Origin of the sequence: Ferruginibacter paludis (genome assembly GCF_030409685.1) — a bacterium.
Lineage (GTDB): Bacteria > Bacteroidota > Bacteroidia > Chitinophagales > Chitinophagaceae > Ferruginibacter > Ferruginibacter paludis.
In genome coordinates this window covers 398,671-422,661 of record NZ_JAUFQJ010000024.1, presented here as the reverse complement: position 1 = coordinate 422,661, position 23,991 = coordinate 398,671, and the positions used below count along the sequence as shown (strand labels likewise).

14 protein-coding genes are annotated in these 23,991 nt (G+C 43.0%); 8 read left to right on the top strand and 6 right to left on the bottom strand.

Going from position 1 to position 23,991, the window contains the following annotated elements:
- Positions 1–317: 317 nt before the first annotated feature.
- The gene (locus tag QWZ08_RS26210) at positions 318–1,877 is read right to left on the bottom strand and encodes a M81 family metallopeptidase (protein WP_290340680.1); all 1,560 of its coding nucleotides are present in this window, start codon (positions 1,875–1,877) and stop codon (positions 318–320) included.
- Positions 1,878–2,100: 223 nt separating this feature from the next.
- Between QWZ08_RS26210 and QWZ08_RS26205 the strand changes: the two genes are divergently transcribed.
- A complete protein-coding gene (locus tag QWZ08_RS26205) occupies positions 2,101–5,913 on the top strand; it encodes a PAS domain S-box protein (RefSeq protein ID WP_290340679.1) in 3,813 nt (1,270 codons plus the stop codon).
- A gap of 379 nt (positions 5,914–6,292) precedes the next feature.
- Here the strand turns inward: QWZ08_RS26205 and QWZ08_RS26200 are convergent, their stop codons facing one another.
- The 5 genes from QWZ08_RS26200 to QWZ08_RS26180 form a co-directional block, all read right to left on the bottom strand.
- On the bottom strand, positions 6,293–8,278 hold the full coding sequence (locus tag QWZ08_RS26200; protein ID WP_290341192.1) for a cation:proton antiporter: 1,986 nt from the start codon (positions 8,276–8,278) through the stop codon (positions 6,293–6,295).
- A 23-nt stretch (positions 8,279–8,301) separates the two neighbouring features.
- Entirely contained in the window at positions 8,302–8,535 is a 234-nt protein-coding gene (locus tag QWZ08_RS26195) for a hypothetical protein (RefSeq protein WP_290340678.1), read from the bottom strand.
- A 648-nt stretch (positions 8,536–9,183) separates the two neighbouring features.
- Positions 9,184–9,717, bottom strand: a complete 534-nt coding sequence (locus tag QWZ08_RS26190) for a nitroreductase family protein (protein ID WP_290340677.1) — start codon at positions 9,715–9,717, stop codon at positions 9,184–9,186.
- 633 nt (positions 9,718–10,350) lie between these two features.
- Positions 10,351–11,067 (bottom strand): LytR/AlgR family response regulator transcription factor, encoded by a 717-nt coding sequence (locus tag QWZ08_RS26185; protein ID WP_290340676.1) that lies wholly within the window; start codon positions 11,065–11,067, stop codon positions 10,351–10,353.
- 1 nt (position 11,068) lies between these two features.
- Positions 11,069–12,109: a sensor histidine kinase gene (locus tag QWZ08_RS26180; RefSeq protein WP_290340675.1), complete on the bottom strand. Its 1,041-nt coding sequence runs from the start codon at positions 12,107–12,109 to the stop codon at positions 11,069–11,071.
- Between the two features lie 245 nt (positions 12,110–12,354).
- Between QWZ08_RS26180 and QWZ08_RS26175 the strand changes: the two genes are divergently transcribed.
- The 7 genes from QWZ08_RS26175 (at position 12,355) to QWZ08_RS26145 (ending at position 23,692) form a co-directional block, all read left to right on the top strand.
- Positions 12,355–14,799, top strand: a complete 2,445-nt coding sequence (locus tag QWZ08_RS26175; RefSeq protein ID WP_290340674.1) for an outer membrane beta-barrel protein — start codon at positions 12,355–12,357, stop codon at positions 14,797–14,799.
- Between the two features lie 186 nt (positions 14,800–14,985).
- The gene (locus QWZ08_RS26170; protein WP_290340673.1) at positions 14,986–15,408 is read left to right on the top strand and encodes a GxxExxY protein; all 423 of its coding nucleotides are present in this window, start codon (positions 14,986–14,988) and stop codon (positions 15,406–15,408) included.
- Positions 15,409–15,728: 320 nt separating this feature from the next.
- Positions 15,729–16,325, top strand: coding sequence for a TetR/AcrR family transcriptional regulator (locus tag QWZ08_RS26165; protein WP_290340672.1), 597 nt, complete (start codon positions 15,729–15,731; stop codon positions 16,323–16,325).
- Positions 16,326–16,599: 274 nt separating this feature from the next.
- Positions 16,600–17,775 (top strand): efflux RND transporter periplasmic adaptor subunit, encoded by a 1,176-nt coding sequence (locus tag QWZ08_RS26160; RefSeq protein ID WP_290340671.1) that lies wholly within the window; start codon positions 16,600–16,602, stop codon positions 17,773–17,775.
- Positions 17,776–17,944: 169 nt separating this feature from the next.
- Positions 17,945–21,115: an efflux RND transporter permease subunit gene (locus QWZ08_RS26155; protein ID WP_290340670.1), complete on the top strand. Its 3,171-nt coding sequence runs from the start codon at positions 17,945–17,947 to the stop codon at positions 21,113–21,115.
- 385 nt (positions 21,116–21,500) lie between these two features.
- Complete coding sequence (locus tag QWZ08_RS26150) at positions 21,501–22,907, top strand: efflux transporter outer membrane subunit (protein WP_290340669.1); 1,407 nt, start codon at positions 21,501–21,503, stop codon at positions 22,905–22,907.
- Between the two features lie 35 nt (positions 22,908–22,942).
- Positions 22,943–23,692: an SDR family NAD(P)-dependent oxidoreductase gene (locus tag QWZ08_RS26145; protein ID WP_290340668.1), complete on the top strand. Its 750-nt coding sequence runs from the start codon at positions 22,943–22,945 to the stop codon at positions 23,690–23,692.
- The last annotated feature ends 299 nt before the right edge of the window (positions 23,693–23,991 follow it).

Genomic DNA, 23,991 nt, shown 5'->3' with positions numbered 1-23,991 from the left:
AAAATCCACGGATGATGGTGCTTTTATTAATCTAGGAAATCCTTTTACATGAATACAAAGCACTCTGAAAAATAAATCCTGTATCGTGAAATTCAGATAGGTATTTCATGTTCCATCGGAACATAATGTAGGTAGAAAATATGCATCAATAGCTGCTGCGTTCCGTAGGAACGCTATGTGCAATCAGGCAAAATCTTTATAACGATCTTACATCCTTTAATTATAACTGCCCTCTCACCTATCGCGCTGAAGGAAGCGTTACTCATTTTATTACGACAATAAATCTTTTATAAAAAAGGACTTCCGCTTCTTCCTGTTTATTTCCCCGACACTGGCACCAGCTTCGCCGAAAGATCCGGCGTTTTCATGTTTTTATCAAAAGGAAACATGGGCCGCTGAATTCTTTTAAACGGTAATCGCTCTAAGTTTTGGTCCACACCACCGGGTGTTAATGCCAGCAGCCAGTCTGCCCGCATGGCAAATAATTCCGGTTCCAGGTAACCTATTTTTACTACAACGATATCGGCTTTGCGTGGTTGCAAACCGAGCCGGGTAAAATCAATCTCCTTGTGGTACGGCTTGCGCTTTTGTGTTACAATTACATACACGCTGCCTACCTTCACAACTACTTCCACTTCGGCATCTTTATCGCCATACTCTATCGACGTTACGGTGCCGGCAAGATGCACTGGTGGCGCAAACCTGGCATCTACGGCAGCACCCGCGTAACCATCTACGGCATTGCCAATACCAGCGGCAATAGCTTTCTTAACCAACTCCGGGCCGGGGATAGAAGCATAAATTAAGGATGGCCCATCTGCTTTACTAAAGGCTAGATTTTTTAATATCTCTGTGATAGTCCAGGTTACATCACCTGCCCCACCTGCTGTCGGATTGTCACCGGAATCGCTGATAAAATACGGATGTACTTTGCTTGCTAAAGCTTTCGTTAAAGCTTCTTCGAGTGTACCAGTTGGCGCTACAAAAACAAAATCGTTTCTTAAATCCCAAAATCTTTTTGCCAGTTGAGTGGCTTCTTTTTTTACGGTTGCTTCGTCATCACCCGTTACCATTACCACGGCATGGTTACGCGGTTCATCTGCCCAGGCATAGCCAATCCAAATGGCGGCATCAACAACGCCGGGTTGGACGGACGCGGGTGCAACCGCCGCGTAAATTGATTTGCCGGGTTCTATCCTGGTACTTGTTTTTTCGCCCGGCAATAAAATGGGGATGGATACATATGCTTTGTACTTCGGCTTTCCTTTGCCGCTTTCAATTCTTTGCAATAAATTTTCTACCGCTCGTTCTTTGGTTTGCATTGCATCTTCATGCGGCGCCATACGATAGCAGGTAATTAAATCCGTATTTGCCGCCAGCCTCCAGGATACGTTACCATGCAAATCCATCGACGTAGAAATAATGGTTTTGGTACCAACAACTTTTCTGATCCGTACAATAAAATCTCCCTCCGGATCATCCAGTCCGGTTACACTCATTGCACCGTGGATGTCAAAAAAAAGCCCGTCATACGGCAAATGCTTTTTCAGCGAATCCAGTGTTTTATTTACCAGCGATTCATACGCCTTGCGGGTTACAGCACCGCCCGGCAATGCATGCCCGCCAAGGGTTGGTATCCATACCGCTCTTTGAAGCATTGGTGAATCGTTTGATAAGAATGGATACACCTTTAAAAGATCTTGTCCATATTGTGCATGGAAAGCAGCTTCGTCTGTATGGGCAGGTGAGAAGGTGCTTGATTCAATAGCAATGCCTGCAATGGCGATGCGGGGCAGATTGTTTTTGGCTGATTGCTGAGCCCTTGCGCTGGCTGTCATTAACAGCAAAAAAACAAACGCGGTTATTTTATACTTCATACATTAAATTTAGTTAGGTTAATAGCCTGAAAAAACAAAATAGCTTTAATTCAGCATTACTGGAGTAAGCAAATTAAGTGAAGTCTGCCATACAAGATACATCCCGGATGAACTATTAATTGCATTCGCCTGTTACCTTTTAATTTGATTGACTAACTGATGAAGTGGTTAACTAAATAAAGTCTTAAATTACAAAGTCTTCGTTCCTTAAATCATCAACCTTTTGAGAAAAAAATTATCTTCCGGCATACTGCTTATAGTATCAATAGGCTTGCTGTTAATTATAATAGGAATAGTTATTATCGCTTCCATTAACGGATCAAACAAGTTGAAAGACACCACGCAAATGGTGTCACATACCCAGGATGTATTGATTCAATCAGGCAATCTGCTTACTTTAATGCTGGATAATGAAACAGGGGCAAGAGGCTATACCGCAACCGGGCAAAGGGCTTTTCTGGAGCCCCTGACTTTATCTAAAAAGAAACTTCCTGCGGAACTTGAAAAGTTGAAAACGCTCGTCAGGGATAACTCAATCCAACTGGCCAGGACCGATACCTTAACTGCATATATACATGAGCGGCTGGCATTTTCCGACCGTATGATAGCCATGTATGATTCAAAGGGCATGAATGCCGCATTGGCACTTATAGGTTCAGGAAGAGGGAAAGAACTGATGGATAAAGTGAGATTGTTTGTTGCAAAAATTCAAAGTACCGAAAATGAATTGCTGAACCAAAGACGGCAGAAAAACGAAAGGCAGATGGTTCAACTCAACAGGATTTTGTTGTTGGTCATCATTTTTGTTTTGTTGCTTTTGGTATTTTTTATACGCAAAGTAAGTATTGACCTGGTTGAGAAAAAACAAGCCGCCGATAAACTGGCCAATCTAAACCGGGAGCTGGAGCAGCGGGTACTGGAAAGAACCAATGATCTGCTAACTGAAAAAAATAGTATGGAAGAAATTCTGCAGCGCATTGATGACGGATTTATTTCCCTGGATAACAACTGGCGTTACACATACATCAACAAGGCGGCGGGTGAGTTAATAAATCATGAGCCAGTATCACTCATTGGCAAAAATGTGTGGGAAGTTTTTCCCGGCGCAATTGGTTCCGCTACCTGGAATCTTTTTCACCAGGTGATGGCGGAAAAAAAATACCTGTACAACCAGGATTATTATGCACCGCTTGATCTTTGGCAGGAAAATCATGTCTATCCTTCGGCCAATGGTATTTCAGTTTTTATCAGGGATATTACGGAGCGCAAACGAAAAGAAAGAGAGTTGGAAGAGAGCCACCAGCGTTTTGAATTTGTGACAAAAGCCACCTCTGATACCATCTGGGACTGGAATGTTACAGCAGATACCATGTATTGGGGAGCTGGCATGCAAAAACTATTTGGATATGAAGCGCAGGAGCTGATCAATGGTAACTTTTGGAGCAGCCGGCTGCATGCAGAGGACCGGGATCGCGTGCTCAAGCACCTTGCAGAAGCTATAGATGGGAGAGCAGATAAATGGATAGATGAATACCGTTTTTTGAAAGCGGACAATAGCTATGCTTATGTTGCAGACAGGGGGTTTGTTATAAGAGATGAAAGTGGTAAAGCCACCAGGATGGTAGGAGCCATGCAGGATATTACCAAAAGAAAAAAAGAAGAGAACCGGTTGAAATTACTTGAACTCTTTATTGACAGCGCAAGTGATGCTGTGTTAATAACTGAGGCGGAGCCTTTTGATGAACCGGGTCCTAGGATTGTATATGTAAATACAGCCTTTACACAGATGACTGGGTATACAGCAGAAGAGGTGATAGGCAAATCGCCCAGGATATTGCAGGGGCCGAGGTCAGACAAAACCCAATTGAAAAAATTAAGTGATGCCATCCGTAACTGGCAGCCCTGCGAAATTACCACCATCAATTACAAAAAAAATGGAGAGACTTTCTGGATCAATTTTTCATTAAAACCGGTAGCTGATGAAACCGGTTGGTTTACCCACTGGATAGCCATTGAAAGAGATGTAACAGCAATCAGGAATGAAGAGCTTCAAAAACAACTGTCTGCGGAAGTAAGCCAGGCTTTTTTAGAAAGGGCGCTGCTAAAGGAAAAACTGGATAAAGTACTCAATAAAATAGTAGAATTTGGTCCGTTTGTGATGGCCGAAATCTGGCTTGCAGATCCCGAAAAAATAGCGATCAATCTTGCGGCCTGTTTTTCACAAACCAGCGAAGCCGTACTATTTTATGAAGCCAATGGCGGGATAAAGACTTTTGTAAAAGGAGAGGGTTTGCCCGGCGTAACCTGGATGCAGGAAACGCCACAACACTGGAAAAACCCCGCGGCACACGGACAGTTTACACGAAGGGAGGCGGCAGAAAAAGCCGGGCTACAGTCGGTACATGCTTTTCCGTTAACACATAAAAATGAAGTTATCGGCGTACTGTTAATTGGTGTTGGTAAGGAGAATCTGTGGGATAATCAGTTTACCCGGCTTTTTGAAAAAATGGGACCGCACCTGGGGTCTGAGATTAAACGAAAGCAGTTGGAAGAGGAGTTGAACCAGGTATTTAATTTTGCCCCGGATATTATTTGCATTGGCAATAAGGAAGGTTACTTTACAAAAATAAACCGGGCGGCCAGCGAATTGCTGGGGTATACGCAACAGGAGTTGCTCACCATACCTTTTATACAACTGGTGTATCCTGCAGACAGGGATGGAACTATAGCGGCTACATCAAAATTGATAAATGGTAACACCACCCTGCAGTTTGAAAACCGGTTTATTACAAAAGCAGGCAAAATAAAATGGCTTTCATGGAGCTCTACTCCTTCGCCCGACGGCCATGTGTTTGCTGTGGCCAAAGACATTACAGACAAAAAATCACTGGAAGAAAACCTGGAAAGAGCTAATACGCTGGCCCGGATCGGTAGTGGGGAAGTAGACATGGCAAGTAATACCGTGTTTTTTTCTAAAATTACCAGGGTAATTCATGAAGTGGACGATGATTTTGTCCCGACCATGGAAAATGGAATTAATTTTTACAAAGCAGGATTTAACAGGGATAAAATTACCTCCGTTATACAGCAGGCCGTTGAACAAGGTATATCATGGGATGAGGAATTGCAGATAATAACTGCTAAGGGAAATGAACGCTGGATACGCGGTATTGGGCAGGCAGAAATGAGCAATGGCCGTTGTGTATTACTATTTGGTACTTTCCAGGATATTGATGCCCGTAAGAAAGCAGAGCTTGCCGTAATGAATGTACTGGCAGAAAAAGCCAGCATATTAGAAAGTATTGACGATGCTTTTTTTACGCTCGATAAAAATTGGTTGATTACTTTTTGGAACAAAACTGCTGAAAAGGAATTAAATAAACCTGTCTGTGATGTTATTGGAAGGAATATCTGGGAAGTTTTTCCGGAGGCGATAAACAGGCCTGCTTATATGTATTATCACCTTGCAGTCAGTGAAAACAGGGTGCAGCGTTTTGAAACGTTTGTAGAAGGAAGCGCCGTCTGGTATGAGGTAATTGCCTATCCTGCTCCCAACGGATTGTCTGTATATTTTAAAAACATCACCGAACGTAAGCAGCACGAAATTCAGTTAAATAGGTTAAACGAAAGCCTGCAAAAGCAAACCAGCGAACTGGCTGTTTCCAACAAAGAGCTGGAACAGTATGCCTATGTTGCTTCGCACGATTTACAGGAGCCCCTGCGTATGGTAACCAGTTTTCTTACCAAGCTGGAGTTGAGATACAGCGATGTGCTCGACGGCAAAGCCAGGCAGTACATTGGCTTTGCTGTAAATGGTGCCAAACGCATGCGCCAGATTATCCTTGATTTGCTGGACTTTTCGCTGGTGGGAAAAGGCAATGAAGAATGGGAGGAGACTGATTTGAATGTATTAATGGATGAAATCGTTTCACTGCAACAGGAAACGATTGAGGAAAAAAAAGCCCGGATAAAAAAAGGAAATCTGCCTGTTTTAAAAATACAAAAGGCTCCCTTGCGGCCGCTATTGAAAAAGTAGAAGACTTCTGGATTAACATTGTAAAGCTGCCGGGTAAAAGATAAATGTTCTTTCATATAAAATGTGCGCCCTTCCTGTCTAACGTTTCGGCTTGCTGTAAAAATATTTCATAGAAACGGTACGATTGAGAGAGGCAAATACAGGTAGAATTTTAGCTACAGGATATCTATTTTAATCACTACAAATTATTTTAAAAAAGGGTTGCATCTTTACATCATCAAACAAATATCCAATTCCTACCGAACAAAAACCAAAACCGATCCAATCCAGTCCTGTTTAAACTAAAAAAATGTCTATGAAAAGCCTTCCTTTGCGAAGGTTTTTTCATTTGTATAAAACAGTGAAACACTATTTGATATAAGGTAAAATGAATACAACATTAGCCCAGCCACCTGGTACCCTGTTTAATGCCCGACGATAGTATCAGTGTTGAAGGAATATTCGCCAGCCAGTCGCTTTTTGATTCAATTAGTTTTCGCCAGCTTTCTTCACTGATTACCATCAGGCTTTGCTGCTGCAAAAAGGTGCTGTCAACCAGTTGTTCATTTACAAATTGAATATCATCGTTGATAGTGTCTTCTGCTTCTTCGCCTGCGATGGCCAATACTCTTATTTTTTGCAAAACCTGGCATCCGTCAGCAACGGTAATAATGGAGCCGGCATTGTGTACCAGCTTTTCAATGTATTCAGCCAGCCAGCCATCTTTTTCAGACAAAGCAGGAACAAATACAATATCAGCCTGCTGAAATCCTTTATCAATCAGCACACCCACGGGGATATTGCTTTTGGATAATATCAGTCTTGTATGTTCATCAAAAGGCGAGTCTTCAAAAAGGCTTTCCCTGCCAGCTACCTGGTCCATTAAGCGCTCGGGGTTAATGATACGGGTAGTGAAGCCTAAAATTTTCCCGAGCAGGCTGCCTTCATAAATTGATTGGCCCACACCAATCAGGAGCAAATCATAATTGCCCTTATTGGCCACTTCTGCAATTTCCGCATTGATATTGGCGGAAGCTTTAAATAAGGTAGTGATTTTTTGTTGCAGGTTTGCCGACTCTTCAATTACGGGTGCAAAACTCTCTTTTTCATACGCATCAATATTGTACAAATGAAGATCATTCACCTGTGACAGGTGCATGGCGGTGACGGCTGATTTGGCTGTATTTTTTATCAGGTCATTGGCCAGCCGAAATAAAGATCTGCCACGTTCCGGGTTGCCGAAAGATACTAAAATATTGTACTGGTCATCGGTTAATGCATTTGTTTTATTTGCCCTGTTGTTGGAGCGGAAGGCCCAGGCAATCAAATCCAATGCAGGGCCGGTCATAAATGTAGTCACCAAAGCCATAATCACCATCATGGCGAAAAGTTCAGGTTTCAATACCCCCAGGTCATACCCAATGTTCAGTACCACCAGTTCCATCAGGCCGCGGGTATTCATCAGGGCGCCAATCACCAAACTGTCTTTCCAGCTTTGCCCTACCACCTTTGCCGCTACAGCGCTTCCAATGAATTTACCCGTTACCGCTACCAGTATAATCATGCCGGTAACTTTCCATAAATACACATCATTCAGTAAGCCAATCTGCGTACGCAAACCGGTGAAAACAAAGAATAAAGGCAGCAGCAAAACCAGTGCAATATCTTCTATCTTCTCAATAAAAATATTTCTGAACCGGGCATTATCGGGCATAATAGCACCCGCCATAAAGGCCCCGAACAAGGCATGTATACCGATCACTTCGGTGGCATAGGAAGAGATGATCAGTGTGATAAAAAATATCGCCACAATGCCCTTGCTCATGTTCTTTTTGGTTACATAGAGATCACCCACACGTTTTAAAAAAGGCCGTACTATTTTTATCATCAGCAATACATACAACACGGCCAGTGCAATGGTGTATAAGGCACTTACAAATGAGCCGGCTTTTACAATGGCAATTACCGCTGCCAGTATACACCATGCGGTAATGTCATCTGCGGCGGCGCAGGTAATTACAATGGTGCCCAGTCTTGTTTTATGAATGCCCCTTTCCTGTATAATACGGGCCAGCACCGGGAAGGCCGTAATGCTCATGGAGATGCCTGTAAACAAGGCAAACGAAGCGAAGTTGATGCCTGCGGGAGCAAAATGATTGTAGATAAAATAAGCCAGGCCGATACCCAGCGCAAAAGGAAAAATAATACTGGCATGACTGATTACCACCGCTTCATGGGCTTTATTTTTCAGCACTTTCAGGTCCAGTTCCATGCCAATGATAAACATAAAAAGTATCAGGCCAATCTGGCTCAGGAACTGCAGGTTGCCCAGCGACTGCGGCGGGAAAAGAAAGGCACTGAAGCCCGGGAAAAGTAAACCTGCCAGTGAAGGGCCAAGTACAATACCCGCTACAATTCACCAATTACGGAAGGCTGCCCGATTTTTTTACATATCCATCCAAACAAACGGGCCACGAGTATGATGGTGATGATTTGCGCCAAAAGCAATGCCAGGGGATGCTCCAGGTTACTCACCAGGGAGTTGATAAAATCCTGCCATTTATCTTTACCACCTTCAGGCACAGCGATGGCCCTGCCCTGCTGCAATTGAATACCCCAACGGAGTATGCAATAAATCAGCACAGAGAAGCCCCCGATTACGGCCAGGTAAAAAAACTGTTTTTAAATCGCTTCATCTTGTTGCAGTCTTAACAAATTATAAGCCATCCTTGCTGCTTAATAAAGAAATAATGTAAGCGCCTGCCAAAATAATGGACAGCAGGTAAAACCGAATGGCTGCAAGAAGGTTACAGCTTTTCAAAAATTTCTCTTCGCTGGCGCTGTTGGCTATTGATCTGAATAATAATTATTAATATGCCATGTGTGCCCGTTGCTGAAGAGTAGGTATTTTTCTACACACTGTTTACTTTATTCACTACAATTTTTTTTAAAAAAGGGGGGATATTTACAGCAGCAAATGTACTGAAATCCGATACCTGCTGAGACCAGCCAATCCTAACAAAACCTGAAACATTATCTATGAAAAAACCTTCGGTGAGAAGGTTTTTTTATTTGTGTTTATTCACGCAAACAGCCGTTGTGAAATCCTAACAATCTTAATCCGGTAATTTATTGCTTCCGCAATTACAGCCACCAGTAAAGCGTACATTCCGGCATTGCGATGCTTATAAATATCCCTTTGATAAATTGAAGCCTTTGCTGTTTATGTTGCACACGCTTGCCTGCAGAATGGCCCGCAGTCGCTGATAAACCGTGCTGCCGTTTTTTTGCTCACCATTTTTGCCAGTGAACGTTCCTGGGATCAAATTTATCCTGGGCATCTTCTTCGCCCCGTGGATAACCGATAGGAATTACATTCAGCGGAATAACGTTGGACGGAATGCCCAGGGTAGTTCTTACAAAAGCCATCAGTTCTTTGTTGGGGTAGGTGGCAGTCCATACGGCCCCCAGGCCCAGCGATTCGGCTGCCAGTAAAATATTTTCGCTGGCACAGGTACAATCCAGGATGGCAAAGGCTTCGCTGTTCATGGCTGCTTCTTCCGGTACAGCACACACAACGATCGCGGTACCTGCATTGCTGATCATCCGTGCAAAGGGCAAGCCTTCGGCCAGTGTTTCCAATGTCGACCTGTTCGTTACCACAATAAATTTCCAGGGAAGTAAATGTATGGCTGCCGGTGCTGCCATGGCTGCCCGAAGAATGATGTCGATATCTTCTTTGCTTACCGGTTCACCAGTGTAGCTACGTACGCTTTTTCTTTCCATGATTACTGTAATGGCATCTTTGGCGGTTATAGTTTCCATATACTAAATTTTTAAATTTTATTTCCAATATTTTTTTAAAAGTAGACACCCGGCAGGTAATGATCAATGACGGCTATTAGAGCTGGTGCTGATAGTAGTCAAGAACATTTTTATGATAAGGTTAGCAATCTTTATTTGCAGGAAAATAAATCCCGCTTATCATACGATCGTCTGTAATGGTTGCAGCAAACAAACAGCCAAAAGCTGAAGTGAAATTCTTTTTTTATAATTTTTGTGAGAAGGTTAATACCATGAAAAATTACCGTGCTGAAATTTATGTGAAGAAAATGAGGGAGGCACAATGATCCTGGTGTTTGTAGTTTAATTCCATCCAGCCGTTTATTTGCAACCTCTTTGTTGGCTTCGTTTCAACAAAAAACTGCCGCGTCGAAATTTGTGCAATGGATAAAAGAGGTTGTTGCTACAGTCTATTGATATCCCGTACTACAAATCTTTTTCAAAAATCGTTGCAACTTTACATTATCCGATGAAACCCGATACCCAATGAAACCAATCCCAATCCTGTTTAAACTGAAACCATTATCCATTGCAAAACCTTCGAAAGAAGGTTTTTTTGTATGACTTATTTTCCGGAAAAATATTCGTTCAACTCATTGTAATTATTAAGTCGCATCAGGAAGAAAATCCCAACTCTTTTAAAAACGCTTCTTTATAATTGATACCAATCGGTATTTCAGTTGTATTGATAAACACCCGGTTGCCTTCCACATGGCTTATTTTAGATTTGTTGATAATGAAGGAACGGTGCACCCGTAGAAAAAGCTTGTGTGGAAGCTGTTCTTCAAAGTTTGAAAACGTCATGGTTGGCAGCAACAACTGTTGCGTAGTAACTATTTTAGTATAGTTCCCACTAGCTTCTGCATACAGCAAATCATTGAACTGAATCTTAAAAATTTTGCCATCAGTTTTGATAAAAATATACTCATCTGTTTTTGTATCAACGGCTTCAGAAGCGGGCAGTGATTGAGGCTGTAATTTTTCTACCGCCTTGTCAATCGCAATGATAAACCGCTCCAGCGAAAAGGGCTTTAGTAAATAATCGCAGGCTGCCAGGTCAAATGCATCCAGCGCATATTCTTTATAAGCCGTGGTAAAGATTACCTGCGGCTGCACTTTCAAGGTTTTTAAAAAAGATATGCCATCCAGCACGGGCATGTTGATATCTAAAAATAAAATGTCAATTTTTTGCTGTTGTAAAACATGCTTTGCTTCAAGTGCTGTTCCGCAGGAGGCAATAACTGACAGGTAGGGCAGGTGGCCGCAATAGGTTTCAATAATCCTTCTTGCTATCGGTTCATCATCTACTACCAGGCAATTGATTTGATTCATGTTATTTCATTTTTAACTGCAGCATAACCGTATATAATTCTTCGGCATTATCTATCGTTAGCTGGTGTTCACCAGGGTATAAAAGATCCAGTCTTATTCTTACACTGGCAAGGCCAAAACCGCTGTGTTTGTCTATTTGCGGGCGTTCTTCCTTCTCTTTGCTTTGTGAATTCTTTACAGAAAACAATATCAAATTTCCCCATATTTTTAAACTGATGGTAATAAATATTTGCTGAGCCGCCGAATTGCGGGAATGCTTAAATGCATTTTCAATAAACACAATCAGCAACATCGGCGCAATCTTTATATCAGCACTTGTAACGGGTTCTATATCCATATTTAAGACCAACCGGTCACCAAGTCGTATCTGCTCAAAGGCGATGTAATTATCAATATAATTCAGCTCATCTTTTAGCGGTACAAATACTTCATTGGCTTCATACACTGTATACCTCAGCAGGTCTGATAATTTCAATAATAGCGGAGGAATTTTTTCATGCTCGGTCAGGGAAAGCCCATACATGTTGTTAAGTGTATTAAACAAAAAATGCGGGCTCAGTTGCGATTGCAGTAAATGCAGTTCACTCTTGTTCTGCGCCGCTGCTGCTTCTGCTTCCCTTAGCCTGTTTTGTGTATAAGCCCTTACAATTTTTATCAGCATACCCAAGGCTAAACTGCAAACGGCAAAGGGCAACCAGAACAATATTAAGTTAATGGCAACCCTGCCCTGCAAAGGAAAATCAGCATGAAAAAAAAGCCAGCCAATACAGGCTATTATAATTGTAACCAGCAAAACAATCACACCATTGGGAGCTGATTTTAGCTGATGTGTCCAGATTTGCGCCAGGTAACGGCCTGCAAAAATACCCGCAATAAAACACATGGTAGCCGCGGTAGCTACCTGTTCATCTTCATGCACGCCGATTGCTCTTACGTACGATTCAATGGCTAAAAACAGCGGAACGGAAGCAATGGCCGCTAAGAGGATGTATAGTTTTCTGCCATAAAAAACATCCTGTGTTGTAGGTTTGATTTCGCTCATTATTTTGCTATTTACCTGTTGGTGAATAATGCAAATATGCACCAAGGTAAGTCCTTACATAAATTGCTGTGACGAATATGCTTTTTGCACTGACGGAAAGTGTGTGCGGGCTTTCCAATTTATTCAACCACGTTCAGCTGCATTCCGTCAGCCGTTTTACAATGTACAACACAATTGTTTTACAGGCCGCTTGTTCACTGCAATATTTGTATCTCATTATTCAATCACTCAGTAAAACAAAAAAAATGAAAGTTATCAGCTCGTTTATATGCTTCCTTTTTATTACCACTATCCTGTTTGCCCAAACAACAGGCGTAACATTGGCTGGTACGGTAACCGATACAAAACACGAAGCCATCTCATCAGCAACGATAAGGCTGGTAAATGCAAAAGATTCTACCATCATAAAAGAAACACTTACAAACGATAATGGAAAATTCAGATTGAACGGTATTAGCGAAGGTGCCTACAGACTGATAGTTACAGCTGTTGGTCAAATGCAATTTGTGCCTGTCTTGTTTACGGTAGATAGTTCACGCCAGGACATGTTGTTGCCGCCTGTAGTTATGGTGCCTGCAAAAAACACCGATCTGACCGGCGTTACAGTAACCGCCCGGCGCCCGCTGATAGAGCAGCAAATTGACAAAACCGTTGTACATGTGGATGCGATGATCAGCAGCGCTACCAGCAATACGCTGGAAGTGCTGGAGAAAACGCCGGGCATTACTATTGGTGTAAACAATGGTATTAACCTGAATGGAAGGGGCGCATTGGTACTGATTGACGGCAGGCAAACCTACATGTCTGGACAAGACCTGGCGGCCTATTTAAAATCCCTGCCCGGCAGCGTGCTGGACAAAATTGAGTTGATGGATAATCCGCCGGCAAGATATGATGCCGCCGGTAATGCCATCATCAACATAAGACTGAAGAAAAACAGGATGGCCGGTTTTACAGGCAATATTTCTATGGGCTACTCGCAGGGCAGGTATGTCCGTTTGAACGATGCGGTAAATTTAAATTACAACCGTAAAAAACTAAACCTGTTTGCCAATATTGGTTTTAATAAAGAGCAGAATTATACCAATGATTTATTTGACCGTAAATTCTATACCGCAGACGGTGCATTAAGTTCGGTGTTGTCCTTATCAAACAACCAGCAATATAAAACCCAGGGGGCTAATATTAACCTGGGGCTGGATTATGCCATCACACAAAAAACAACCTATGGTGTGGTATTGAATTTTAATGGTGGCAAAAGAAACGGCTGGTTTAGTGCTGCCGGAAAGAACTACAATAAAAATGATCAGCTGATGGGTATAAGTGCTGGCAATAATACAGGTGGTGATAACAGGAGCAATGGCAGCATCAACCTGAGCGTAGTACACAAGCTGAATGATAACGGACGTGAATTATCAGGAGATATCAATTACCTGCATTATAAAACCGATGGCAACCAGCTACTGGAAAATTTTATCTTTCAACCTGATGGCACATTAAATGAGGCTTCTAAATTTCAATACCTGGCACCATCGTCCTTCAATATTTACAGCGCCAAGACAGACTATGTGCATCCGCTTAAAAACAAAGCCAAAGTGGAAGCCGGTATCAAATCATCCATAGTTGATAATGATAACGTGGTGAACTATTTTGACAGGATGACGGAAATACCGGTGATTGATTACAGCCGGTCCAACCATTTTAAATACCATGAAAACATCAATGCGCTGTATGTAAACGGGCAAAAAAACTGGCAGCGCTGGGGCATGCAATCTGGTCTTAGAATAGAGAACACCAACCTTAGGGGCAACCAATTGGGCAATGGCGTGGCAGGCGACAGCAGCTTCAGTAAAAATTATACCGGTGTATTTCCCAGCCTGTACTTTAGTTATAAACTGGATAGCATCGGTAACAACACATTGAATTTGCTGGCGGTAAAAAGAATCAACCGGCCCAACTACCAGTTGCTGAATCCCTTTGTATTTTTTCGTGATCAATATTCTTACACCGCAGGTAACCCCATGCTGAACCCGCAATACCAGTACCGGCTCGAATTAAAATACACCCACAAACAACTCTTTCGCACCGCGTTAAGTTTTAACAGGTTTACCAATGTGATCTTTCAAACCACGCAGGCCATTGATTCCATATTTATTACGCGGCCACAAAACATTGCACGGGGCTATATGATTTTATTAAACTCAGGCCTGTCACTAACGCCCGCTAAATGGTGGAACCTGAACCTGGACATATTGCTTTCGCACATGGGCCTGAACGGAAAAGCGTATACAGAAAACCTGGTCACCAACGTATATGTGGCCCGCATCAACCTGCTCAATCAACTGCGGTTTAATAATGGGTGGAGTGCAGATTTTGGTGGCTATTATGCCAGCCGGGATTTAAACGGACAGGCAATTACCAGTGGCATGGTACGTGTAAATGCAGCCGTACAAAAAAAGATATGGAAAGACAAAGCCAGCATCCGCGTTGCGTTCGATGATATCTTTCATTCCTGGATTTACCACAACAAGTCGTTGGGTGTAAAGCAGGCGCAGTATTTTCAAACCACCGAAACAGATACGCAACGTATGGGGCTTGGCTTTACCTGGCGCTTTGGGAAATCTACCTTTGCAAGAAAGAGCAAACACAATGATAATGCTTCTGATGAGGAGAAGGGTCGGGTGGAGTGAGGGGAGAAATATTTTCAGTACAACAACACTCAATTTTTTTGTAATTTGATTGCGTAAGTTGTCAGAACATAATTTATAAGATTGAATGATTGACAGGATGTGGAAGGCCAGGATGTGATTGATACGATTAGATGATTGACAGGATGAATATTGACAAGATAAATTTACAAAATTAACACTCACAAGATGACTAAAGAGCAGGTTGATAAAATTACGCACCTCATCATTGGTTGTGCAATGAAGGTTCATACTACATTGGGTAACGGTTTTCAGGAAGTAATTTATCAACGGGCTTTGGCTATTGAAATGCAGAAACAAGGTTTAACTTTTCTGCGGGAATTGGAAATGCCTATTTATTACGATGGCATTAATATTGGTAAAAGACGTGTTGATTTTTTTGTGGAGGAAAAAGTAATGGTAGAGATAAAGGCACTTGAGAAATTGGATGCTGTGCATAAGGCACAGGCCATAAATTATTGCGAAGCTTACAATATTGCTGATGGGCTGCTTATAAATTGTGGTGGGTTAAGTTTAGAATTTAATCGTGTGTATAATAAGAAATTGGTAAATCCTACCAATCATCTGAACACGATTCATAAGATTAAATGATTGACAGGATTAATTTGCTTATAAAATTTGGTGGTGTATGCAACAACAAATAGGTAAAACTTTTCACTCCTACAATCAACTGAATCGTGTTTAAGGTTTAGAAATTTGATCGGGCCTCCAACAAGAATTCGCAAATCCTGCCAATCCTAAAATCAAATAAATCTTGTTCTGACTTTTCCTGCCAATCCCTAATTAATAAAATCGTGTTCTGACTTCCATTTTGTTAAAATCCAAAAAAAGATTTGGCAGTTAAATTTAAATACTATTACCTTTGCTTAACAGTGTTAGATTATTTAACCGCTGTAAAGGAGTAAACCACAATGGCCAGTAAAGACAGAATTTTACGATTGAAAGATGACACAAGGAATAATATCCTGGCGGCATCTATTGACATCGTAAAAGAAGAGGGATGGCAGGCGTTGAGCATGCGTAAAATTGCGGATAAGATTGAATATACCGCACCCATTATTTATGAATATTTTGCCAACAAGGATGCCATCCTGAACGAGCTTACCAGGCAGGGCTATGTAAAGCTGGGTAACCTGATGCAACAGGCCATCAGCGAACACAGCGACCCGGCCGAGCAACTGGAAGCAATGTGGCTGGCTTACTGGAATTTCGCCTTTGCAGAAAAAGAATTGTACCAGGTGATGTACGGTGTGGAAGTGAACTGTTGTGCTATGCAGAATATGTGTCCGGATATACAGAAGCCCATGAATATGCTCTGGGATAAAATAGAAGAAATTATTCCGGCAGACAAAAGAACAGAGGAATATGTGGATACGAAATATTACACCTGCTGGTCGGTAGTTCACGGATTAATTTCCATCAACATGACCCGTAAATTAACATCGGACGAAATGAACAAACAGGTTTTAAAAGATGCCATCGGCGGTATTATTGCCTCTATGAAATAAGCATTTTTTTTGCCTGATAACTTAACACTGTTAAACGATTTAATTGCGTTATAACGACACAATGAAATTGATTACTAACCATCAAACCCAAAACAGCAAACAAATCCCTTACCCCCAACTGATCGTTTTTAAAAATAAAAACACCAGACGAAAGCAACAACAGCAAGCTGAAATGATCCGGAAATTTCCGCCTTGCTGAACGCATTTGGACAGTCGTAAAAAACTGTTTTTTTTAAATTCATTACTTAACACTGTTAAACAATTTACACACGTTATGAGCAAGCTAATCACCTACATTTTATACGCAGGCGTTTTATTTTTGGCCGCCTGTGCGGGCCAGGCAATGAACCCCACGCCGGCGCCCCCATCATTACCCGTTATAAAAATTAATGCCGGTGCGGCCACGACCTGGCTGGAATATCCTGCCACCATCGAAGGCAGTACCAATGTAGAAATACGCCCGCAGGTAAGGGGCTACCTGGAAAAGATTTATGTGGAAGAAGGCACTTATGTAAACCAGGGCCAGCCACTGTTTAAAATCAACAGCAGGGAATACAGCGAGCTGAGCAGGAACGCTGCTGCAACGGTACAATCAGCCAATGCTTCTATAGAAAAAGCGCAGGTAGAATACGATCGCCTGAAGCCATTGGTAGAAAATAAAGTAATTGCAGAAACACAGTTGAAAACCGCCAAAGCCAACCTGGATGCCGCCAAAGCAGAACATGCGCAAGCCATGTCTGGCAAGGGAAGTGCCGACATCTCCGTAGGCTACACATTAATCAAAGCACCGGTTAGCGGCTATGTTGGTCATATTCCTTTTAAACAGGGAAGTCTTATCGGTAAGGGTGAAACATTGCCACTTACGGTTGTGTCTGCAGTCAACACTGTACATGCTTATTTCTCTATGAGCGAAGCGGACTTTCTGCAATTCATCGCCGGTTACGAAGGCAAATCAACAGAAGAAAAAATACAACACATCCCGGCTGTTGACCTGCAATTACCCGACAATTCCATCTACAACAGCAAAGGGAAAATTGAGCTGGTACAGGGCCAGTTTGACCGCAGCTCCGGCACCATCAGTTTCAGGGCAGTATTTGCCAACAATGATAAGTTGCTGCGTTCCGGTATCACCGGCAAAATACGCATTCCATCACAACACGATGGCCAGTTACTGGTACCGCAGGAATCTACTTTTGAAATGCAGGATAAGGTATTTGTTTTCGCCCTGGGTGACAGCAATAAAGTAACCAGCAAACAAATCAATGTTAGTGGCAAAAGCGGTAACAATTACCTGGTAAGCAAGGGCCTCGCAAACGGCGAAAAGATAGTATTCAGTGGTATTCAACGCCTGAAAGACGGCGCAGTAATTACACCACAAAATATTTCGGCAGACAGTGTGTTGCAGGCAGCCGTACTTCCAAAAAATAATATAGAGCAAACTAAAAACTAACCATTTCAAAGCCGCATTGGTGTGATTCATGGTAATGAAACAACGGCCACTGTTATTGTGCATATCCTGTAAACACCAACACGAACAATTTAAAAAACATCATCCAAACAGTACTCTTTAAACCGCTCCATTTTAAGCGGTGAGGGAGCCCTTTTTTCAAATTTTATTTATGTTTCAAAAATTTATAGAACGTCCGGTACTGTCCACGGTTATATCCATACTGCTGGTATTGCTCGGCCTCGTTTCACTGTTATCATTGCCCATTACACAGTTCCCGGATATTGCGCCACCGGCCGTGCAGGTAACTGCAGCATACCCCGGCGCCAGTGCGGAAGTTGTGGCCCGTTCGGTAGCAACGCCGCTGGAAGAAGCCATCAACGGTGTGGAGAACATGACCTATATGACTTCCAACAGCAACAACGATGGCACCATGACGTTGAGTGTTTTCTTTAAGTCGGGCACTGACCCGGACATCGCTTCGGTAAACGTGCAGAACCGCGTGGCAAAGGCCACCAGCCTGATTCCTGCAGAAGTGTTGCAGGCCGGGCTGAGCACACAAAAGCAGCAAAACAGCATCATCATGGCCATTGCTTTATATAGCAAAGACAGCGCTTATGATGAAGCCTTTTTACAAAACTATGCCCGGATTAATATCGTACCCGAAATACAAAGAGTACATGGAGTAGGACAAGCCACCATCTTTGGTTCAAAAGATTATGCCATGCGTATCTGGCTAAAACCAGACCGGCTGGCAGCCTATAATTTATCTGCACAGGAAGTGCTGGCGGCCATCAAAGAACAAAACCTGGAAGCAGCGCCCGGCAAATTTGGTGAAGGGAGCAAGGAATCTTTTGAATACGTGATCAAATACAAAGGCAAGCTTAACCGCAATGAAGATTACGAAAACATCATTCTGAAAAGTAACAATGATGGTGCGGCAATCAAACTGAAAGATATTGCCCGGGTAGAGTTTGGATCCTTCAGTTATACCGCCGATGCTAAAGTAGATAAAGGCCCTTCAACAGGTATTTTAATTTATCAGACTGCAGGCTCCAATGCCAACGATATTCTTACAGAAGTAAATAAAATAATGGACGGTGTAAATAAAAATTTACCCCGTGGCATCAACACCTTTGTGCCTTATTCTTCCAAAGAATTTTTAGATGCCTCTATTGAAAAAGTGAAGCACACGCTGATAGAAGCATTCATCCTTGTGTTCATCGTAGTATTCCTTTTCTTACAGGATTTCCGTTCAACACTCATCCCCGCTATTGCAGTACCAGTCGCTATTTTAGGCACTTTCTTTTTTATGCAGTTGTTTGGTTTTACCATCAACCTGCTTACGTTATTTGCCCTGATACTGGCCATCGGTATCGTGGTGGATGATGCCATCGTAGTGGTGGAAGCGGTACATACAAAAATGGAGCATGAACACTTACCAGCCCGGGAAGCCACCATCAAAAGCATGGGGGAAATATCCGGCGCTATCATCTCCATCACACTGGTAATGGCGGCCGTATTTGTACCGGTTGGTTTTATGAAGGGCCCTGCCGGTATCTTCTATAAACAGTTTGGTTTTACACTGGGTATCGCCATTTTAATTTCTGCGTTGAATGCGCTCACATTAAGTCCGGCCCTGGCAGCTTTGTTTTTAAAGAACAACCACCAGCCGGGAGAAGCAAAAAAAGGATTCAAGGAAAGATTTTACGGCGCCTTTAATGCCGGCTTTAGCAACCTCACCAACCGCTATAGCAACAGCCTGCAGTTTTTAATAAAAACAAAATGGATCGCCTTGGCAGGTTTGGTAATCATTACCATCAGCACGGTGTTCCTGGTGAAACAAACACCAACAGGATTTATCCCAACAGAAGACCAGAGTATCTTTTTGTATTCGCTGAACATGCCTGCCGGTGCGTCTCTGGAAAGAACAAAGAAAGTCGTTGAAAGAGTAGACAGCATCATCGCGACAGTGGAAGCAGTAGAAAAATCTTACAGCGTAGCCGGTATGAACATCATCACCAACGCCACCAGCCCCATCAGCGCACTGGCATTTGTAAAATTAAAAAAGCCGGGCACCAGGGGCAAAACAGAAGACATCAATAAAATTCTGGCGGAAGTCAATCAAAAATTATCCATCATCTCCGCAGCGGATTTATTCACGTTCACTTTACCAACAGTACAGGGCTTTGGTAATACCAACGGTTTTGAGGTATTGCTGCAGGACAGGCACAGCGGCAAGCTGGAAGACCTGAGCAGCACGGCTTACGGTTTTATCGGCGAACTGATGAAGCGAAAGGAAATCATGTATGCCTTTACCACTTTCAACACGGGCAACCCGCAATACAAGGTAAACATCGACGATTCCAAAGCCAAACAACTGGGCGTTTCCATCAGCGAATTGCTGCAGACATTGCAAGTGTATTATGGCAGTTACCAGGCATCTGATTTCAACCGCTTTGGTAAACAATATAAAGTCATCATGCAGAGTGACATTGCCTATCGTGTTGATCCCTCCACGCTGAATCAAGTCAATGTAAAGAACAACGCAGGGCAGATGATCCCGGTAAAAACCTTGATCAATTTAGAAAAAGTATACGGTCCGGAAACAGTAACGAGGAACAACCTGTTCAATGCAGTTACCATCAATGGTATACCCAAACCGGGTTACAGTTCCGGCGAAGCCTTGAAAGCAGTAGAAGAAGTGGCTGCTAATTATTTACCCCGTGGCTATGCCTACGAATGGAGCGGCTTGACAAGAGAAGAGCAGCAGTCAGGTTCACAAACCACCTGGATATTTATCATGTCGCTCGTGTTTGTTTACTTCCTGCTGGCAGCGCAATACGAAAGTTATATTCTTCCGCTGGCCGTTATTTTATCCGTGCCAACCGGCTTGCTGGGCACGTTTGCTTTCATCAATATGGCAGGCATAGAAAATAATATTTATGTACAAGTCGGCCTCATCATGCTGATAGGTTTGCTCGCAAAAAATGCCATCCTGATTGTAGAATATGCGGTGCAAAGAAGAAAGGCAGGGCTCACCATTGCAGCTTCCGCCATTGAAGCAGCCAGGTTGCGGTTAAGGCCCATCCTGATGACATCCTTCGCATTTATTGCAGGCTTAATACCACTCGTAAGAGCCACCGGCGCATCAGCCATGGGCAACCGTTCCATCGGTACGGGTGCAGTCGGTGGCATGCTTACAGGCGTGTTGCTGGGCATCTTCATCATCCCGGTTTTGTTCGTGGTATTTCAATCGCTGCAGGAAAGGGTGGTGAGTAAGAAGATGGTTGTACAGGATGATTGGGTGCCGGGTAAATTGGAGACGTATCCTGGTGCTTAATTAAAAATTAAGAATTAAAAATTAAAAATTGAAATGCAGCGTATACCGGACAAAAGGCAGAAAGAAATGAAAAGAAAATCATTTGAATAAATAGAAGCGCTTCAAGCCATCCCTCGGGTTGAAAACAGTAACTGCATAAGCCGCCTTTTTTGGTTCGGTCACGCCGAAGGCGGGATTCGAAAAATGCGCAGCATATTTTTCGAAAGAAGCAAAAGTAGCGGCGTTGCAGTTACGCAGCCCCGCCGGCGGCAGAGGCGACTGTAACAATTTTAAAAAAGCGTCAATGAAGCGAAAGAGAGTTCAATAAAGCTATAAAAGTAAAAGTGAGTGACACAACGATGTTGATGCAAGCACAACAGTCAGTCTAAAAAATAAAAAATAAAAAATGACAACAAGAATCATCACATACGCCGCAGCATTCCTGCTGCTATTAAGCGGATGTAAGGTATCAAAAGATATCCCTGCTCCAACCAACACAACACCAGCGGTATTCAGAAATGGAACAGAGGATACCGCAAACATCGCCACCATTCAGTGGAAAACATTTTTTACCGATGCAGCTTTGCAAAAACTGGTTGACAGTGCCATCAGCAACAACTACGATATGCAGGCAGCAGTAAAAAATATCGAAGCAGCGCAGTTGATTGTAAAGCAAACAAAACTAGGCAACCTGCCAGCTGCCAATTTGCAAATTGGTGCCAGTATCAACCGGCCATCAGACAATAGTTTAAATGGGTTGAGCCTGAGCCAGTTTCTTGGCAAGTCGTATGTGGAAGATTACAGTGCCAGCCTGGCGCTGTCCTGGGAAGCTGATATCTGGGGCAAAATAAAAAATCAGAAAGCCAAAGCCCTGGCGGCCTACCTGCAAACCGGGGAAGCCAAAAAAGCCATCCAGACAAACCTGGTGGCAGACGTAGCAAAAGGGTATTACAACCTATTGATGCTGGATGCACAACTGGCCATTGCACATAAAAATGTATTGCTCAATGACAGCACTTTACGGATCATCCAATTGCAATATAATGCAGGCCAGGTAACGGCTTTGGGCGTACAACAGGCCGAAGCACAGCGCCTGGTGGCAGTACAATTGATTCCGTTGTTGCAGCAAACCATCATCATCCAGGAAAATGCATTGAGTATTTTAACCGGTGTGGTGCCGGCAGCCATCGAACGCAGCAGCGAATTAAAAAATATTGTCGCTGCTCAAAATATTTCATCGGGTGTTCCGTCTCAGTTAGTAAGCAACCGGCCGGATGTAAAAATTTATGAACTGGCATTGACTATTGCCAATGCCAACACCGGTATTGCAAAAGCTAACCTGTATCCATCGCTCACTATAACTGCAGCGGGTGGTGTAAATTCTTTCAAAGCCAGCAACTGGTTCAATATTCCTGCGTCTTTATTTGGAACTGCATTGGGCGGTATCACCCAGCCTTTGTTTCAACGCAAGCAATTAAAAACGCAGTACGAACTGGCGAAAGTGGAAAGAGAAAAAACAGTGATACAGTTCAGGCAATCGGTACTAAACGCCGTAGGCGAAGTATCGGATGCGCTGGTAAAAACAACCAAACTAAAAGAGCAGGAAGCCGTTGCCACTACAAGAGTCAACACCCTGCAGCAAGCCATATCGAATGCAGATCTTTTATTTAAAAATGGTATGGCAACTTACCTCGAAGTAATCACCGCACAAAGCAACACATTGCAGGGCGAACTGGAATTGGCAGCACTTAAAAAAGAGCAGCTGAGCGCAGTAGTAGAACTGTACCGGGCACTGGGCGGCGGCTGGAATTAACAATCAACATTTAATTAAAAAATAAAATCAAGAACATGTCAAAATTAAGAAACAAAGTAGCCATCGTAACAGGCGCTTCAAAAGGAATTGGGGCCGGTATTGCAAAAGCTTATGGCAGCGAAGGCGCATCCGTAATAGTAAATTATTCATCTGATAAAGCAGGAGCAGAGCGGGTAGTAAATGAAATCGTCGCCAACGGCGGAAGGGCTTTGGCGGTGCAGGGAAGTGTTGCCATTGCAGCAGACGTAAAACAATTATTTAAAGCAACAAAGGAAGCGTACGGCCAAATTGATATCCTGGTAAACAATGCAGGTGTGTTCCAATTCGGCGGACTGGAAACAGTTACGGAAGAAGAATTTCACCGCCAGTTTAATACGAATGTATTAGGTACCATCCTGGCTACACAGCAGGCCGTGGAAGACTTTGGTGATAATGGCGGCAGCATCATCAACATCAGTTCGGTGGTGAGCAGCAATCCTCCGGCATACTCTGTTGTGTACTCCGCAACCAAGGGCGCCGTGGATACCATTGCAGTGGCTTTGTCAAAAGAACTGGGCAGTAAAAAAATCCGTTTCAACACCATCGCACCGGGCGGCGTAGAAACAGAAGGCACGCATACAGCAGGCATCATCGGCAGCGATTTTGAAACACAGATAGTAGCAGGAACGCCACTCGGCAGAATAGGTCAGCCTGATGATATTGCAAAAGTAGCCGTGTTCCTTGCATCAGACGATGCTGGTTGGGTGAACGGAGAAAAGATACATGTTTCTGGAGGAATGAGATAGTGAGGTGTAAAGTAAAGCATCTCGTTTTAAGGGGTGCTTTACTTACTTTTTTAGAATAAAAAGAAAAATGAGCAGACAACTCATTCCGCTTACCAAACGCTTCAGGCAACTAATTGTACGGCTCAGGCATAAGACCATTTTTAAGGACAAATAAATGGTACAAATTTGATTTTGAAATAGAGAGAAGAGAAGAGTTAGAAAAGTGAACCGGCAGATCGGTTACAATCGAAAAGTGAGGAAGGATTTAGTGGAAGCCATTTGAAAAATAATACAGTAGTGCAATGCTTCAATGTAAGCTG

What these genes read in the sequence shown, in the direction of transcription:
- QWZ08_RS26210 (WP_290340680.1), bottom strand. Translation starts at nt 1,877, where the DNA reads ATGAAGTATAAAATAACCGCGTTTGTTTTTTTGCTGTTAATGACAGCC.
- QWZ08_RS26190 (WP_290340677.1), bottom strand. Translation starts at nt 9,717, where the DNA reads ATGGAAACTATAACCGCCAAAGATGCCATTACAGTAATCATGGAAAGA.
- QWZ08_RS26185 (WP_290340676.1), bottom strand. Translation starts at nt 11,067, where the DNA reads ATGAATCAAATCAATTGCCTGGTAGTAGATGATGAACCGATAGCAAGA.
- QWZ08_RS26180 (WP_290340675.1), bottom strand. Translation starts at nt 12,109, where the DNA reads ATGAGCGAAATCAAACCTACAACACAGGATGTTTTTTATGGCAGAAAA.
- QWZ08_RS26175 (WP_290340674.1), top strand. Translation starts at nt 12,355, where the DNA reads ATGAAAGTTATCAGCTCGTTTATATGCTTCCTTTTTATTACCACTATC.
- QWZ08_RS26170 (WP_290340673.1), top strand. Translation starts at nt 14,986, where the DNA reads ATGACTAAAGAGCAGGTTGATAAAATTACGCACCTCATCATTGGTTGT.
- QWZ08_RS26165 (WP_290340672.1), top strand. Translation starts at nt 15,729, where the DNA reads ATGGCCAGTAAAGACAGAATTTTACGATTGAAAGATGACACAAGGAAT.
- QWZ08_RS26160 (WP_290340671.1), top strand. Translation starts at nt 16,600, where the DNA reads ATGAGCAAGCTAATCACCTACATTTTATACGCAGGCGTTTTATTTTTG.
- QWZ08_RS26155 (WP_290340670.1), top strand. Translation starts at nt 17,945, where the DNA reads ATGTTTCAAAAATTTATAGAACGTCCGGTACTGTCCACGGTTATATCC.
- QWZ08_RS26150 (WP_290340669.1), top strand. Translation starts at nt 21,501, where the DNA reads ATGACAACAAGAATCATCACATACGCCGCAGCATTCCTGCTGCTATTA.
- QWZ08_RS26145 (WP_290340668.1), top strand. Translation starts at nt 22,943, where the DNA reads ATGTCAAAATTAAGAAACAAAGTAGCCATCGTAACAGGCGCTTCAAAA.